General features: G+C 60.5%; 10 protein-coding genes. 5 read left to right on the top strand and 5 right to left on the bottom strand.

All coding sequences use genetic code 11. The features are described 5' to 3' along the window. Window positions 1–88: 88 nt before the first annotated feature. From K8B33_RS16185 to K8B33_RS02245, 5 genes are all read left to right on the top strand, one after another. Window positions 89–1540, top strand: coding sequence for a GMC family oxidoreductase N-terminal domain-containing protein (locus tag K8B33_RS16185; protein WP_223422826.1), 1452 nt, complete (start codon window positions 89–91; stop codon window positions 1538–1540). Further along, a complete protein-coding gene (locus tag K8B33_RS02260; RefSeq protein WP_223422824.1) occupies window positions 1537–1974 on the top strand; it encodes a hypothetical protein in 438 nt (145 codons plus the stop codon). Before K8B33_RS16185 ends, K8B33_RS02260 begins: the two co-directional genes overlap by 4 nt. Next, window positions 1974–3449 carry an aldehyde dehydrogenase family protein gene (locus K8B33_RS02255; protein ID WP_223422821.1) on the top strand — a complete coding sequence of 492 codons (1476 nt, stop codon included), beginning with the start codon at window positions 1974–1976 and terminating at the stop codon, window positions 3447–3449. The genes K8B33_RS02260 and K8B33_RS02255 overlap by 1 nt, the downstream gene beginning before the upstream one ends. A gap of 2 nt (window positions 3450–3451) precedes the next feature. Continuing rightward, window positions 3452–4687, top strand: a complete 1236-nt coding sequence (locus K8B33_RS02250) for an amino acid deaminase/aldolase (protein ID WP_223422819.1) — start codon at window positions 3452–3454, stop codon at window positions 4685–4687. Window positions 4688–4789: 102 nt separating this feature from the next. After that, entirely contained in the window at window positions 4790–5995 is a 1206-nt protein-coding gene (locus K8B33_RS02245; RefSeq protein WP_223422817.1) for a multidrug effflux MFS transporter, read from the top strand. Here K8B33_RS02245 and K8B33_RS02240 read toward each other — a convergent pair. From K8B33_RS02240 to K8B33_RS02220, 5 genes are all read right to left on the bottom strand, one after another. Continuing rightward, window positions 5985–6896 (bottom strand): OmpW/AlkL family protein, encoded by a 912-nt coding sequence (locus K8B33_RS02240; protein ID WP_223422814.1) that lies wholly within the window; start codon window positions 6894–6896, stop codon window positions 5985–5987. The two genes, K8B33_RS02245 and K8B33_RS02240, sit on opposite strands and share 11 nt — an antisense overlap. Before the next feature lie 41 nt (window positions 6897–6937). Beyond that, the gene (locus tag K8B33_RS02235) at window positions 6938–10174 is read right to left on the bottom strand and encodes an Ig-like domain-containing protein (RefSeq protein ID WP_223422812.1); all 3237 of its coding nucleotides are present in this window, start codon (window positions 10172–10174) and stop codon (window positions 6938–6940) included. A 279-nt stretch (window positions 10175–10453) separates the two neighbouring features. Further along, window positions 10454–11350, bottom strand: coding sequence for an OmpW/AlkL family protein (locus K8B33_RS02230; protein WP_223422809.1), 897 nt, complete (start codon window positions 11348–11350; stop codon window positions 10454–10456). 18 nt (window positions 11351–11368) lie between these two features. Next, entirely contained in the window at window positions 11369–14644 is a 3276-nt protein-coding gene (locus tag K8B33_RS02225; protein ID WP_223422807.1) for an Ig-like domain-containing protein, read from the bottom strand. 392 nt (window positions 14645–15036) lie between these two features. Further along, window positions 15037–16281 carry an alpha/beta fold hydrolase gene (locus tag K8B33_RS02220; protein ID WP_223422804.1) on the bottom strand — a complete coding sequence of 415 codons (1245 nt, stop codon included), beginning with the start codon at window positions 16279–16281 and terminating at the stop codon, window positions 15037–15039. Between the last annotated feature and the right edge of the window lie 70 nt (window positions 16282–16351).

The raw sequence follows: 16351 nt of genomic DNA, 5'->3' as shown, positions 1-16351 counted from the left end.
GGCGTCGAGAAACCGTGACAGCGCTCACTGGCCAAATGGACTTATGTGTACTATAGTGCAAACTTCACAGGGATGATCAGGAACCGTTGTGACACTTTCCCGCTATGACTACATCATTGTCGGTTCCGGCGCTGGCGGCGGCGTGCTGGCTTTCCATCTGTCGCGTGCCGGCAAGCGCGTGCTGGTGCTGGAGGCCGGGCAGCGCTGGCAGGCGAAGGACTACCCGGACAACGAGCTGGATGCCAGCGCTCGCCTGATGTGGAGCGGCGGTGTTGAGCCAAGCCATGACGCGTCATTGATGTTGATGCGCGGTCGGGTGCTTGGCGGCGGCACGGTCATCAACCAGTGTCTGCTGGACCGCTTTGACAGTGTGGCGCTGGATGACTGGGCCGAGCGCAGCAGCATCGATAGCTTCAATGTGACAGCACTCGGGCGCCACTATGATGCCGTCGAGGCCGATCTGTCGCTGCAATCGATCCCCGAGAGCGACTGGAACGGCAATGCGCGCATCTATGCCGACGGCTTTGATCAGCTGGGCTATCGGCGCGCGCCATTGCGTCGCGGGCAGTCCCGCTGTGATGTGTCAGCAGGGAATGACTGCATGCGCTGTCTGGGCGGCTGCCCGCGGAGCTCCAAGCAGAGCATGGCCGCAACCTTTCTGCCCAGAGCAGAGCAGCACGGCCTGGAAATTGTCACCGGCTGTCATGTGCACGGTGTGGTGCACGGCAGCGCCGGCGTGACGGTATACGGCCGGGTGGGCCAGGAGCAGGTGCAGTTCTTCGGTGCGCAATGCGTTCTCGCTGCCGGGACACTGGGCAGCAGCCGTATTCTGATGAACTCCGGGCTCACTCATGCCTTGCCAGCCTTGGGGAAAGGCTTCTTCTGTCACCCCCAGTTTGTCACCTTTGCCCGTTATGCCGAACCGGTGGACGCACACCGGGGCAGCTTCCAGGCACTCAAATCCGATGATCCGCGTTTTCGCGCGGCGGGCTTCAAACTCGAAAACGTGTTCATGGGGCCGGTCGCCGCCGCCTATCTGTTGCCCGGCGGCGCGCAGATGCACCAGCGCCTGATGCGGGGCTACCGGCATCTGGCCTGTATAGAAGTCGCGGTGCGCGATGTCACCCCGGGACGCCTGTCACTGGGGCGCAACGGCCAGCTGAATATTCGCAAATCCCTGGGCGCACCCGAGCGTCGACGTGCGCGGGAGGGCTTGCAGGTCATACGCGATATCTACCGGGTGACCGGCGCGAAGGAGGTCATGCAGGCGCCCACGGGCATCGGGTTACACCTGATGGGCGGCTGCGCACAGGGTGTGCAACGCGATACGTCTGTGGTCAACCCGGAATTTGCGGTACATGGCATGCCGCGTCTGCATGTGGTGGATGGCAGCCTGTTTCCCAGCGCGCCGGGCATCAATCCGTCACTGACCATTATGGCCCTGGCGCACCGCGCGGCAGAGGCCCTGCTCGGTTGCACGCTGCCATCGGCGGGCATCGCCCGGGGCCAATCCATTGCCATCGCGGAGGCCTCCGCATGAGCAGACCCTCTTCGCCGCCTATCGCGGCATTCTCCCGGCGGCACGAACAGGCGCTTGCCCGGATCGGCGATGTGCTGATTCCCGGCGACGATACATTGCCGTCCTATAGCGAGAGCGGGGCGGCGGCGTTGGCCCCCAGGGCGCTGGCCGGGGCGCGCCCCGTGGACCAGGTGATGATGATGCGCCTGATTACTGTCGTTGGTGCGCTGCCACGGCCGCTGATTGCACTGATGCTGCTGCTCATTCGTGCCGGGTTGCGCCTGCCCGGCCTGGTCGGTGCGCCTGCCCGGCTGCTGGACCTGGCTCTCAAAGGGGTAATCATGAATACCTACTACTGCGGGCTGGACCGCACCGCCCCGGACGGCAGCTCCGCTGTATTCCAGGCGCTGGACTTCCGTTTACAGATGCACGTGGATGACGAGGACGCACGATGATGGCGACACAGTATATGGCGCAGGCCCGTGCCGCCGCCGAGCAGCTGGCACGCAGTAGCCTGGCCGAGCGCCTGGCCGAACTCGCGCAGTTGCGCCACCGCATCGATCAGCGCCGCGAAGCGATTGTCGATCAGGTGATGGCGGAAACCGGCAAGTGCCGTACCGATGCCCTGGTCTCGGAGATCATGGGCTCGCTGGATTACCTGCACTGGCTGTGCAAGGCCGCGCCCGCCATTCTGGCCGATGAGAAGGTGTCCACGCCCATCGCGCTGATGGGCAAGGCATCGCGTATCTGGCATGAGGCGCTGGGTACCGTGCTGATCATTACCCCGTGGAATTACCCCTTTCATATTGCGCTGACCGCTATCGCTCCGGCGTTTGCGGCGGGCAATGCCGTTATTCTCAAACCTTCCGAGCACACGCCGTTGCAGGGGCTGTTCGAGTCCCTGGTGGCGGATTTGCCCGGGTTGTCAGCGGCATTGCAGGTGGTTTATGGCGACGGAGATACGGCGCGCGCCCTGATCGACGCCGGGCCGGACAAGATCTGCTTTACAGGCAGTGCTGCCACCGGCAAGGCGATTCTCGCCCAGGCGGCACCGCGGCTGATACCGGTGGACCTGGAGCTGGGCGGCAAGGACGCCATGGTGGTCTTTGATGATGTGGATATGCATCGCACCAGTGCCGGCGCGCTGTGGGGCGCCTTTACCAATGCCGGCCAGTCCTGCACCTCGGTGGAAGCGCTTTACGTGCAGCGCCCGCGGTATCAGGAGATGGTGAATACGCTGGTGCAGCAACTGGATGGCCTGATCGTGAATGAGGGTGATGCCGGTGATGCGGATATCGGCGCCATGACGACAGAGTTCCAGTGCGACATTGTCGAGGCGCAGCTTGAAGACGCCCGCAGCAAGGGCGCGCATATTCATGGCGGTGGCCGGATTGAAGGCACCCGGTTGCTGCGCCCGGCGCTGGTCACCGGCGTCACGCCGGACATGCTGCTCATGCAACAGGAAACCTTCGGCCCGGTATTGCCGGTGCTGGCTTTCGACAATGAGGCGGATGTCATCCGGCAGGTCAACGACAGTGGCTTCGGGCTCAGTGCCAGTGTCTGGAGCAAGGACCTTGAGCGGGCTTCCCGCGTTGCCCGGGCACTACGGGTGGGCGCGGTATCCATCAATAACGTAATGCTGACCGAGGGCAATCCGGCGCTGCCGTTTGGTGGAGTCGGGGCGTCCGGCGCGGGCCGCGTCAAGGGCGCCGAGGGTCTGCGCGGCATGACGCGCTCCAAGGCGATATTGATCGACAAGCAGCATGGCAAGCTCGAGGCCAACTGGTATCCCTACACGCGGGAAAAGTATCGTCTGTTCGGCGGGCTGATCAGCGGCCTGTCCGGTCGGGGTATTGCGGCGCTGCTGCGTTTTGCCCGGGCCGGGTTGCAGCTTGAAGGGCATGCCCAGAAGCCACGAGGGAACGCCTGATCATGTCTGCCAACGACACTCGCGACCGTGTGCTCGATCATTCTGCGCTCAACTATGACGGCTATCGCAACGCGCTGACGGACCAGCCGCTGCCAGCGGCGCTGGTAGACATGACATTGTTCGAGCAGAACCTGCGCGAACTCCTGACGCGGGCGGGTGATCTGCCGCTGCGTATCGCATCAAAGTCCGTGCGCTGTCCGGCGCTGTTGCGCCATGCGCTGGCCTTCGATGATCGTTGTCGCGGGCTGATGTGCTTTCATATGCGCGAGGCCTGTGCGTTGGCGGCCATGGGTTTCGATGATCTGCTGGTGGCCTATCCGTCGTGCCAGCCCGCCGATGTGGCGGCCGTGTGTGCTGCGGTAGCAAACGGCGCCTCGATCACGCTGATGGTGGATTGCCCGGCACAGGTGGAGCGCATTGCGGCCATCGCAGCCGAGCAGGGTGTGGTGCTGCCGCTGTGTCTGGATGTGGATATGTCCTGGCATCTGCCAGGGCTCAATTTCGGTGTGTATCGCTCGCCGGTGCGTCATGTGGCGGCTGCCCTGGCAGTGTATCGCGTGATCGCGCAATCCGACGCCGTGCGCCTTGAAGGCGTGATGGGCTATGAAGCCCAGATTGCCGGTCTCGGTGATCAGGTGCCGGGCCAGGCACTGAAGAACCGCTTGATACGCTTGCTCAAGCGCGGTTCCGTGCCGCGCTTGCAGGCACTGCGTGGTGAGGTTGTGGCGGCATTGCGCGAGGCGGGCGCCCCGCTGCGTTTCGTCAACGGCGGCGGCACGGGCAGCCTGGACAGCACGCGGCAAGATCCCGCGGTGACCGAAGTCACCGCCGGCAGCGGCCTCTATGCACCGACCCAGTTCGATCATTACCGCGACCTGCACTATGCTCCGGCGGCCTTGTTTGCACTGGAAGTGGTGCGGCAACCGGACGCCGGGCGCGTGACCTGCCTCGGCGGCGGCTATATCGCCTCCGGCGGCATATCACCGGGCAAGGCCCCTGTGCCCGTGTGGCCCCGGGGCTTGATGCTGGAGCCGAACGAAGGGGCAGGGGAAGTGCAGACCCCGCTGCGCCGTAAAGACCCGGCGGCAACGTTGCCGGGCATTGGGGACCCGGTTTTCTTCCGCCATGCCAAGGCAGGGGAGTTGTGCGAGCGCTTCAACCATCTGCTGCTGATACGCGATGGGCGCGTCGTCGACACGGTGGACACCTACCGTGGGCTGGGCTGGCAGTTCGTCTGAGCTGAGTTGAGCTGGGCCCGAAACCGTTGCCGGCTTTTACACTGTTGCGCCTCCGTTGCCGCTATCATGTCCGGGCCCAGAATTTCCGGAGTACGGTGTTTCATGTCTTTTCCGTTGCTGCCGCAACCGGCGCTGTCTGCACCTTCTGCCACCTCCACCACGCGCCTGGCGCTGGTGCTGGGCATGCTGGTGGCCATCGGGCCGCTGGCCATCGATATGTACCTGCCAGCGCTGCCGGCCATGGCGGAGAGCCTGTCTGTCAGTGTCGAGCGCATCGAAGCCTCTGTCAGCATCTACCTGTTCGGCACGGCACTGGGCCAACTGCTTGGTGGCCCCCTGTCAGATCGCTACGGCCGTAAAGCGGTCGCCTCGGCCGGGCTGCTGTTGTTTGCCGTGGCGTGTGTCGGTGTGGCCCTGAGCAATTCGCTGACCGGTCTGCTGGGCTGGCGTCTGCTGCAAGCATTGGGCGGTGGCGCGACGGTTGTCATTGCCGCTGCATCGGTGCGCGATTTTCATACCGGGCGGGAGGCGGCGCGGCTGCTAACCACCATCGGTCTGGTGATGCTGGTTGCACCACTGGCGGCGCCAGCCCTCGGCGCAACGATTCTGCATCTGCTGCACTGGCAGGGCATCTTTATTGCACTGGCAGCCTATGCCGTGCTGATGGTGGCGGTGCTCAATACCGCCTTGCCCACGGCCGCGAACCCGATGGGGCGGCCGGCGGGCGGCATCATTGCCGCATACGGCCGAGTGCTGCGTAATCGTCAGGCGATGGGCTTCATTCTGGCGAATGCGCTGTCCTTTGCCGCGATGTTTGTGTTCATCACGGACTCCGCGTTCTTTTACATGACGCACTTTGCCGTATCCAGCGCCGTATTCCCGATACTGTTCGGCGCCAATGTGGTCGTGATGATCACCCTCAACAGACTGAATATCCTGCTACTGAGGCGCTATGACAGCCCGGCCATGATGCGTGCCGGGTTGATCATGCAATGGCTCGCGGCCAGCGCCTTGCTGGTGCTGGTCTTGCTGGGGGCGCTGACCCTGGAACGGGCGGTGCCGCTGGTGATGATAGCGGTCGGCTCGGTGGCGTTGATCATTCCCAATGCGTTGGCGAGTTTCCTGTCGCTGTTCGAGCAGGATGCCGGCGCCGCCACCGGGCTCAACGGCGCACTGCAGTTTCTGCTTGCGGGGCTGGCCGGTGGCCTGGTGACGCTGCTGCACACCAGCTCCGCCTTGCCAATGGCGTTGACGATGGTGGTCTGCAGCAGCCTTGCGGGCCTGGCGTTTGTGACACTCAGAAAGTAAAGCCGATGCCGAGATGCACGGCAAAGGCTTCCATGTCAGCGACGAACTCGGCATCGCCGACTTCCACGAATTCATACTGGGGCAAGCCGGGCGCGCGAATAAACGTGCGCCGCATGGTGCCTTTGACCTTCGGGACGCTGACATACTTCACATCCAGGTTGGCCCACCAGTAACCGGAGAGGCGATAGTCGATACCGGCTTGCGCCACCCAGCCGAAGCGGTTCTCGATATCCACGTCGGGATGGCCGACTTCGGTCAACAGTGCATTGGTCACCCGGGTGTCGTAACTGTAGAGGTAGGTCATGCCAAGCCCCGCATAGGGACGAATATCCCGCTCGGGGCGGAAGCGTTTGACCAGCGTCACGATGGGCGGGATGACTTTGGTTTCTACGGCGTCTGAGCCCAGCGGTGATACACCGGTGGGAATCCCCTGTGCTTCTTCCACCAGCGGTTCATCGGCAATCGGGCCCTTGAGCTTGACCTCCAGGGTGGGCGGCAACCCGATGATCGTTTCCACCGACCAGCCGCGCCCCCAGGGCAGGTTGTAACCGACGATGGCGCCGGGCAACAGAATGCCTTCTGCATAGGCTTCGCCTTCCTGGGGGCCTGGCTCTACCGCCACCTCCGCGATATTGGACAGATTTTTCAGTTCAATGGAGCGGGTTTTCAGGTTGGGCTCGAGAAAGCTGGCGCCGAGGCGAAAGTACAGTTTGTCTTCGCCGAAGATACGCCGTACCAGATTGGCGCCCGGCATTTGCGGCCGCTGCTGGTGCTGTTCGAAACTGTTGCCACGATAAGTGTCAGCATTGGCAGCCGATGCCAGCAGCAAACAGGGCAGGGCAGTGAACAAGGCTGTGAGCAAGGTAGTGACGCTGAGTAAACGTGCACGCATCATACGCATGTTGAATTTTCCCGTTTTGTTATTGTGCTGATTCCCGTTGATCAGGGTGCGATGAGCCGCAAGCCACGTGTCGGATGATTTGCCACCGTGATATTGAAATCACCGGGTTCGATTCTCAGATCCGCATGCCCTGTAGTGATTCCGCAGAGAATCGGGCCAAGAACCGGGATGCTGCATATCTGCCCGATAAAATTGGCATTACTGAGATCCAGGTCCAGTCGCGCATCAATGGCAGTGAGGTTCTCTGCCTGTAGCGCCAGGCGTCCGTCCTCCATGAAGATCACCGGGCCCATGACATAGGCCGCAATGGGCAAGCTGTAAAGATTGGACGGGTTACCAAGGCCGAGCAGATTCAGATCCGGCGCATCGAGATATGCTTCGAGGCGAATCAGAAACTGAGCCTGGGATTCCCCCGCAACGTTGATAACGTAGCCGCGTTTTGGTCCTTCATCGCGCGGCCGGACGCGCAGGATCAGCGCGCCGGTCTGTATTTGCAGCGGAATCAGGCCGGCGACGATGGCATCCAGTGACAATGCGGTGCCGAGCACCAGCGGCGTGCCCACTTCCACCGGGGCCATGAAGCCGCCCTCGGTATCAATGCATACAGGGTTTCCTGCGCCGTCGTCATAGCCTTCCGGCGAGCACCAGCGGTTCGGCCCCTGGGGTTCCATGCCAAGATTGGATACCGACAGGTCCAGCGGCACGACCGGGAAAAAACTTGCGGGAAGCCCCCCGGAGGTAAAAGCAAAATCATCACCGGGGCTGGACGGGCTTGCGCCGGTAATCAGGCCGCCGGTGCCGACAACCTGCAAGCGACCACTGTTAAGCAGTTGCTCGACTTCGCCGGTATCGAGCACGCCGTTGCCGTTGGTGTCGCTGTAGGGCATGGTCCGCACATTGGCGAAAATGGTACTCACCTGATCTATGGCGTCGAAATCGACCAGGATATTGGCGCCGCCCTGATTGCCGCTGGCCCGGATACCCGCCATGGGGGTGGTGTTCAAGCGCAAGTTGCCGAAGCGTGCATGGTTACGAAAGGCCGGCGCACTGTTGCCATTCACCACAAGACGATAGGCCTGCCCGGGTTGCAGGGCATCGTGGCCGGGATACAGCTGCATCGAGCGGTCTTCGATATGCGTGCTTACCGGAATGTTCTGCCAGCTTCCTTCGGATTCCTTGCCCAGACAGACGGGGCCGTCTGTGCAACGGCTGCCATCCGCACTGATGGTGCCAGCGCGCAGTGTGGTCACATCCATGGGTTGGCTGAAGGTGATTTCCATCATGGTGCCGATTTCATAATGGAAGCGCTCATAATGCACATCGCTGGAAAGCCCGCCGGCGCAACGCCCGGCCTTGCCCTCCTGGGTGCCAGCATCCGCGAGGGCGCAGCCCACACCGGGGTGCAGAATCAGGATCATGGGCGGCGTCGCCGTGCCGGCGTAATTGGCCGTCGAGAAAACAAGTTCGCCATCACCGCCCAGGGCGTCGCCGGCGCGCGGCACGACGGGCATTGGATTGAACAGATGGGAATCGCTGAGACCGGCAGGCAGCATCAGCCGGTGCTCTGCCGCACTGGCAAGCTCCGCCAATGGCGTTACCGTCAGCGTCGTGCCATCGCGGTTGACGCGAATCGGCACCGGTGTGCCGCCGGCACTCATATCCAGAAGCTGGATTTCATCAAGCGCGTTATTGCTCAGCGGGCGGCTGAAGGTAAGCATGATATTTTCCCGGGTGGGAAAGTTGACCTCGCCATCTGCCGGGTAGGTGCCAGTGATTTCTGTAATGTGCGGGTTGCTTTCATCGACAACAAAACCCTGTGAGGAGCGAATCCCCAGAGAAAAATCTGCATTGATGCGGGCCGCTCCGCCGAGGGCTTCCAGCTGCAACGTGGTGAACACTTCAAAATTCAGGGAGCCGTCATAGACAGAGACAATGCCCGGCGCCTGCACATGCATGAGGTTCTGGTTGAATGTGGCATTACCGGCCTCATCCTCGCCGACCATGGCGACATCGAAATGCATGACGGCGGTCAGTGGCGCCAGCGCATCATCCGGGTTGGTATTGTGGGGCCGGTGCGGGTTACGCAGCAGGTATGCCGTGACATTGGTGAAGAACAGGCCACCGATATCACCGGTCATCAGATTGGTGTCGATCTGCCCGCCGATTTTCGCCGGGTTGATGCCGGTCAAGCGCAGGGATTGCCCGTGCCGACTCAGAATCGGCGTATAGTTCGGATAAAGGACAGGATCGGCGAGAAACGCCTCCAGGCTGTCCGGATAGGTGCTGGTCTCCACAGCGCCGAGCACTTCGGTCACCAACTCGAAGCTGTTCAGGTAAGTATCACTGAGTTGCGACTGACGCGGGAAGCCAGGATCACCCGGCGCCGGAAATGTTCGCAATACTTGCCTAATGGGCGGATTGTCGTCACCGATCTCCGCTTTCGAGGGGAGGGGGATGAGCACAAAGGTTTCTTCGGCCAACGCGTCGCCGCCCAGGTCCCTGATATCGCTGCTCAGGCGCAGCTCGTAACGTTCGCCGGGGATCAGATCCTGCTCCGGCTGCAGCGAAATATAATGTCTTTCCGCATACACATTGGCAGGCACCAGACTTGCCTGACCTGTGTCATCCCTGTGCAGAAGTTCAAAGGTCTCGCCATAGCGCACCGTTTGTTGCGCCAGGGGCTCGGAGAAGGTGATGCGCACCGGTGAAAAGTCCATAAACGGAAAGCGCGGGTCCGAGGCGGCCGGCTCTGCGTAGGCGTCCGGCGCGTTGTGATTAATGGCAAGCACTGTCGGCGGCGCATCGGGTACAGGATTGCTCTGGCGCATCCGGAAGTGCATTAGCGGCGTGTTGCCGGGCAGATTGACGGCGCCGGGGGCGGCCGGTTCCCGCAGCCAGACCGCATAGCGACCTCCCGAGATCAACCCGTCCAGGGTGACCTGCAGTGAGCGCCCCGCGTTGACCACCGAGATCCGATCACTGATATCCACCGGCCCGTCAGGGCCAATAATGCAGAAGCTGCCTTCAGGGACAGCTGCAGCATCAACAGCGCCGCAGCCCGCTGCCACTTCATCCGCATCGACCTGGTGGGAAAAGACAAACAACGCCTTGCTGCCATGCGGAATATCGACAGCGTTGTCGAGGGGATAGGTATATATCAGGCCATCGCCAATTTCCGGCGGCTTGAACGGGGTCGGGCTGTTATCGCAGCCACTGCTTGCTGCAATAACGGCCCACAGGGCGAGCAGGGAAAGAAGACGGTCCGTGTTGTTTTTCATTTTTACCTCAGAGCGCTCTTATTATTTTCTGTTTGTTATCTGAGGGCGATACTATTTGTCGTGACTGATCAGTTCTACGTTATGAGTGCGTGAAGATGTAAAATATCGTCATCACAAGCAATTAATTGGTAAGTTATTGATTATAAATATGAATGCAGGGATACATTATTGGGGATAATGTGCTCGCCGGGAGATAATCTGCACCGTGATGTATAAAATAATAATAACAAAACGGGCCATGAAGGCCCGTTCTGATAATAGCGATATGTTAATGAAAAATCAGAACATAAAACCAAGCCCGACATGCACAGCAAGGTTATTGAGATCAGCAACAAACTCTGCATCCCCGACCTCGACAAACTGAAACTGAGGCAGGCCCGGGGCACTGATGAAGGTGTTCTCCATGGTCGCCCGCACCTTCGGCACGCTCACATACTTCACATCCAGGTTTGCCCACCAGTAGCGGTAGATCTTGTAGTCAAAACCGATTTGCGCCACCCAGCCGAACTTGTTCTCGATATCCAGATCCGGGCGTCCGAATTCAGTCAGCACCGGATTGGTCACCTTGCTGTCATAGGTGTAGAGGTAAGTCAGACCCAGGCCGGCATAAGGGCGGAAATCACTGTGCATGCGAAAGCGCTTCACGAGCGTGACAATGGGCGGCAGTGCCTTGGTTTCAGCGACCCGCGATCCCAGCGGCGGCACCCCAGTGGGAATGCCCTGCGCCTCTTCAGCCAACGGCACGTCGGCAATTTCGCCCTTTATTTTCAGGGTCAGGGTAGGGGGGAGGGCTGCCAGGGTTTCCACCGACCAGCCACCGTCCCCCCACGGCAGTACGTAGCCGATAATGGCCGAGGGAAACAGCAATAACGGATCACTGAACGCCTCACCATTCTGCGGGCCCGGCTCAACGGCAACTTCAGCGATGTTCGACAGGTTTTTCAGTTCAATGGAGCGGGTGTTCAGGTCCGGGTAGAGATAGGTCGCACCCGCTCTGAAATAAAGCCGGTTCTCGCCGAAGATACGGCGTATCAGGTTGGTGCCCGGATACTCCGGACGATCGTTACGGTAATCGCGAACTTCGCGGGCCATGACTGAGGGTGTTGCCAGGCTCAGCATTAGCGTCGCAGCCACAAGCCGTACCAATGAGGTAACGCAAAAGGTCTTGTCTGACATTGTATTGTCCCTTCGCTATTATTCTGATTCCGGCGCGGCAAGACGCAGCGCGCGGGACGGGTGGTTGACCACCTTGATATTGAAATTACCCGGATTGATGAGCAGATCGATATTGCCCAGCTCGAACGTCAGGACGGGCTCGACGATGCCGCACAAAATCGGACCAAGGATCGGCAATCCACATACCGGATCCAGCGGGCCCGCTGTGCCGGGTTCGGCAAGAGACAATTCGATGCTCTGGGAGATCGCGGTGATGTTGGTGGAATCCAGCGTGATACGGCCGTCATTCAGGAACGAGATGGGACCTTTGATGTAAGCGCCGATTTCGGTACTGCGCAGATTGCTGGCTGCCAGGCCGCCGAGAATCTCGAGATCGGGTGCATCAAGGTAGGCATCCAGTTTGAGCAGGAATTGTGGTGTTTCTTCACCGGCTTCATTGATGACATAGCCCACCACCGGACCTTCTTCCCGTGGTTTGATACGCAGTATCACACCACCGGTGGCGAGACCATTGATCGGCACCACCAATGCGGTAGCGTCCAGCGATACGCTGGTACCGAGCACGATCTGCGTCCCGACATCCACCGGCGTCATGAAATCGCCTTCGGTATCGATACAGACAGAGTCCCCATTGGCATCGACTTCCGGTGGTGTACACCAGCGCCCCGGCCCGTCAGGGATCATACCGAGATTCGGATTACCGAGATCCATGGGTTCAATCGGCTTGAAGCCCACCGGCAGCGCACCGGAAATGAATATCTTGTCCTTGTCCGGATCGCTGAAGTCCGCATCGGTAATCACACCACCCGTATCATCGATGATTAGCGTGGCGCCGTTGCCCAGTGCTTCGAATTCCCCGGCGTCAAAGAAGCCATTGCCATTGGTATCGGTGAAAGGGCGGGTACGAATCGTGGCAAATATGGTGCTGGTGGCCTGCACCGCCTCGAAATCCGCAATGATATTCGGACCGCCGGGCGCATTAATGCTGCCAAGTGGATCGGTATTGACGGCCAGGTTGCCGAAATCAGGATGGTTGCGGAATGTATCGCCGCTACCGTTAACGACAAGACGGTACATACCGCCCTCGATGATGCGACCTTCTTCAGGGAACAGCTGCGCCGCCATGTTTTCCGCATGCAGCGTCAGCGGAATATTCTGCCAGGTACCGTCAACGTCTTCGCCGATGCAGATAGCGCCGTTGCTGCACGCATTGCCGGCAGCGTTGATGGTGCCAGGGCGCATGCTGGCGGTATCCATGGGCTGACTGAAATTGACGTCCATGATGGTGTCGATTTCGTACAGGAAGTTTTCGTACTGCACATCCGTGGGCAAGCCGTTGATACAACGTCCTGCCTTGCCGGGCTGAGTGTTCACGTCGGTCAGTGCGCAGCCGACACCCGGATAGACATTGACCAGCATGGGCGGCACCAGAACGCCGTTGTCGCGGCTGTAATCGGCCGTCGTGAAGCGCAGCACACCATCGCCACCCAGGGCGTCATCCGCACGAAATTCCAGGGGCAGGGGATTGAGCAGGTCCGCGTCCGTGATCGAGGGTGGCAGAATCAGTTCATACCGACTGGCGGGAGCCAGCTCACCCAGCGGTGTCACTACCAGCGTAGTGCCGTCGCGATTCACCTTGATGGGGACTGCCGTGCCGCCCTGATCCATATTCAGCAACACCACCTCATCCAGGCCTTTATGGCTCAGCGTGTCGGAGACGGTGAGCAGAATATTCTCCTGGGTTTCGACGCCGATATCGCCATCTTCCGGGAAACTGCCCGTCACGATCGGGCCTTCAGGGTTTTGCGGATCGACAACAAACGCCAGGTCACTGCGCACGCCAAGTGCGAAGTCCGCATTGATGGTGGATGCGCCACCGAGCACCTCGAACTGCAACGTGGTGAACAACTCGATATTCAAGGTCCCGTCGGTGATGGTCACGACACCGGGGGCCTGCACGTGCATCAGGTTCTGATTGAAGGTGGCGTTGCCCGCCGGGTCTTCACCTTGCATGGACAGATCGAAATTCATGATCGCAATCAACGGCGCGACGTCATCATCCGGGTTTGTTCCCAACGGTCTGTAAGGGTTGGGCAGCAGATAAGCCGTGACATTGTTGAAGAACACCCCGGTGATATTGCCGGTATTCAGGTTCAGGTCCACCTCACCACTGAGCTTCGCGGGATTAATCCCGGTCAAACGCAGCTTCTGGCCTGCCCGGGCAAGAATCGGCGTTTCCACGGGAAATCTCACCGGGTCCACCAGCCATGCTTCCAGCGCATCGGGGAAGGCATCAACCTGATTCACACCGAGCACGTCGTTGACCAGATTGAACTGGTTCAGTGTCAGATCGCTCAGCCGCGAGGGCAGGGGAAAGCCCGGGTCGTTGACGGTAGGAAATGTTTGCAGCACCTGGCGGATAGGCGGGTTCTCGTCGCCCGGGTTTTCTTTCGAGTTTTCCGGCAGGAAACGATATGTCACCGGGGCCAGGGGCTCGCTGCCGAGATCGGTGATGGCATCCGTCAGGCGCAGCTCATAGCGCGCACCAGGCTCCATGTCTTCCAGAGGCTGCAGGGATATATAGTGCCGCTCGGTATGCAGGCTCACCTCGACCGGCTCCTCACCGACTACGCCACCGCTCTCGTCCTGGAGAATCTTGACGAAACTGAAGGTCTCTCCGAGCCGCACGGATTTCTGCGCCAGCGGTTCAGAAAAAGTCACCCTGATGGGCGCGAAATCCATGAAAGGAAAGCGTGGCTCGCGCCCTGAACCTTCCAGAAATGCATCCGGGCTGTCCTGGTTGATCGCCAGAACGCTCGGCGCTTGGCCGGGCACCGGCGCCGATTGACGGGTGCGGAAGGAGAGCAGGGGAGCCGCCTCAGGCAAATTGACCGCCCCAGGCGCAGCGGACTCTCTCAACCAGACCTCATAGCGCGTCCCTTGCGCCAGCTGGTCAGTCGAAAACTGGATCGTGCGGCCGTTATTGACGATCTCCGTCATCGCTGCCGTGTCTACCGGGCCGTTCGGACCGATCAGGCAGAAGCTGCCAACAGGCACGTTGTCAGCGCCCTCTGAGCATCCCGCGAGCGCTGCGTCGGCATCGACGGGATTCGAGAACACGAACAGGGTCTTGGTGCCCAGTGGCACATCAACGGTGCCGTCCAATGGGTAGGTGTATATCAGCCCGTCACCGATCTCAGGGGGCTGGAACGCCCGGCTGCTGTCTTCACAGGCTGCGAACAGAGCAAGGCTGGCGACAAGCGCCGCGCCCTGCAGTGAGCTTTTTATTCTCATGTCACTGACTCTCCAGCATTATTTTTTTGTAGCGCCCCGCAATCTTTAGCCACTGTGACTACCGGGTTCCATATCTGAAATGCGTGCAGTGGTAAGGCTCGGTGTTCAGGCGTAACGGCACGTTACCCGGAGGCGCTGGATGTAGTGATAGCGCAACCGGACAGACTTCGCGGTGCAGAGCGCCTTGATTCGAGGGTGCGCGTTAGGGACGCGGATTGAATGCGGGGGGTATCTTCGGCGAGGTCTCTGGATGGCTGAGACCCCATTCAAGGTCTCTTTTGAGACATCCTTTGATTCGTATAATATATATTATGTTAAATCATGAATTCACACTACGAAGTCCAAGACCGGCAGACAGCTGCAACCTGTCTGCCCACCCTCCGGATACGAACCTACCAGGTTGGATCTTCCGCCTGCCGCCTGAACCGCGCGTCCTGCACCGCCAGATCGGCGGCACTGGGGCCTTCGCCACGTCTGTTACTGCTGTCAGAGCGTGTGGAAAGCCAGTCGGCAGATGGCGCCCACACGGACTTCAGGGCCTTGCTGCCGAGAATGACCCCCATGTGTCCGCCGGGCACAACGTGGAATTCGCGGTCCTGACTGGAGACCAGTTCGACGCTGCGACGGGCGATCTCCGGCGGGACCAGTATGTCGGTGTCGCCGGCGAAAACGAGGAAGTTGGCTTCGATCAGGCTCATGTCGGCCACGGTGCCACGAAACTCCACCCGCCCCGCCGCCATCTGATTATCGATGGCGAACTTGATGACCATGTCCTGAATGACGCCGCCGGGGTATTCCAGCATGTTGTTGAGGTAGTCAGCAGTGGTCGAGTAGTTCTCCACGAACTCCCGATCCCAGAGCCGGGTCAGCAGATCCCAGTAGGTCGTAATGCTGCCGATGGGGTCTGTAAGCTTGAACCCGAGGGTGGTCAGCCAGCCGGGCGCGTGCAGTTTGCTCGGGTCCAGGCTGTGCAGGCGCCAGTCACTGAATTTGCGGATCAGACGCGCGGGCGTATTCAGCGCTGTGGCAGCACGAGCCACCAGGCCACCGCCGCGCAGATCAATGGGGCTGGCGACGGTAATCAGGTTCTGAATATGGTGATCACGCTCGAGGCCGGTATGCAGCAGGGACAGCAGGCCGCCCATGCACCAGCCCATGACCGAGACATCCTCGATATCAGCGTGGCGACGCACTTCTTCCAGGGCTGTATCAAACATGGTCACGGCATAATCTTTCATGCTCAGCGTGGCATGACGCCGTTCGGGTTTGCCCCAGTCGATCAGGTAAACATGGAAGCCCCGGGCGGCCATGTAACGCACCAGGCTGCGATGCGGCATCAGGTCGAAGACCTCGGTGGTCACACCCAGTGGCGGCACCAGCACCAGCGGGACGGGGAAACGTTGCGGTGCCACGGGCACCCTCTCCCCGCCTGCCATTTCGATCCAACTGTCTGACGGTGGCGGGTAATAGCGCACTGACATGGGGTCGCCCTGATACACGGTGTCGTAGGGCGTCATCCCGGATTTCACCAGCGATTCGCGCATCAGCATCCAGTCCACTGCGTTGTCGGCGGTGGCCAGCAGGCGCTCGTTGATGAACAGTCCCCGGTCGAGGACGCGTTTGAACAGGCGATTCATGGCGTTGTTCCCGTCGTAACTTGTGTTGCCTGGTATTGGCTTGTATTGACATGCCAGTGTGCGGCGCAGT

This window comes from Alcanivorax limicola, from assembly GCF_019931215.1.
In the GTDB taxonomy this organism is placed as follows: domain Bacteria; phylum Pseudomonadota; class Gammaproteobacteria; order Pseudomonadales; family Alcanivoracaceae; genus Isoalcanivorax; species Isoalcanivorax limicola.
This window is presented reverse-complemented; position numbering and strand designations above follow the sequence as displayed.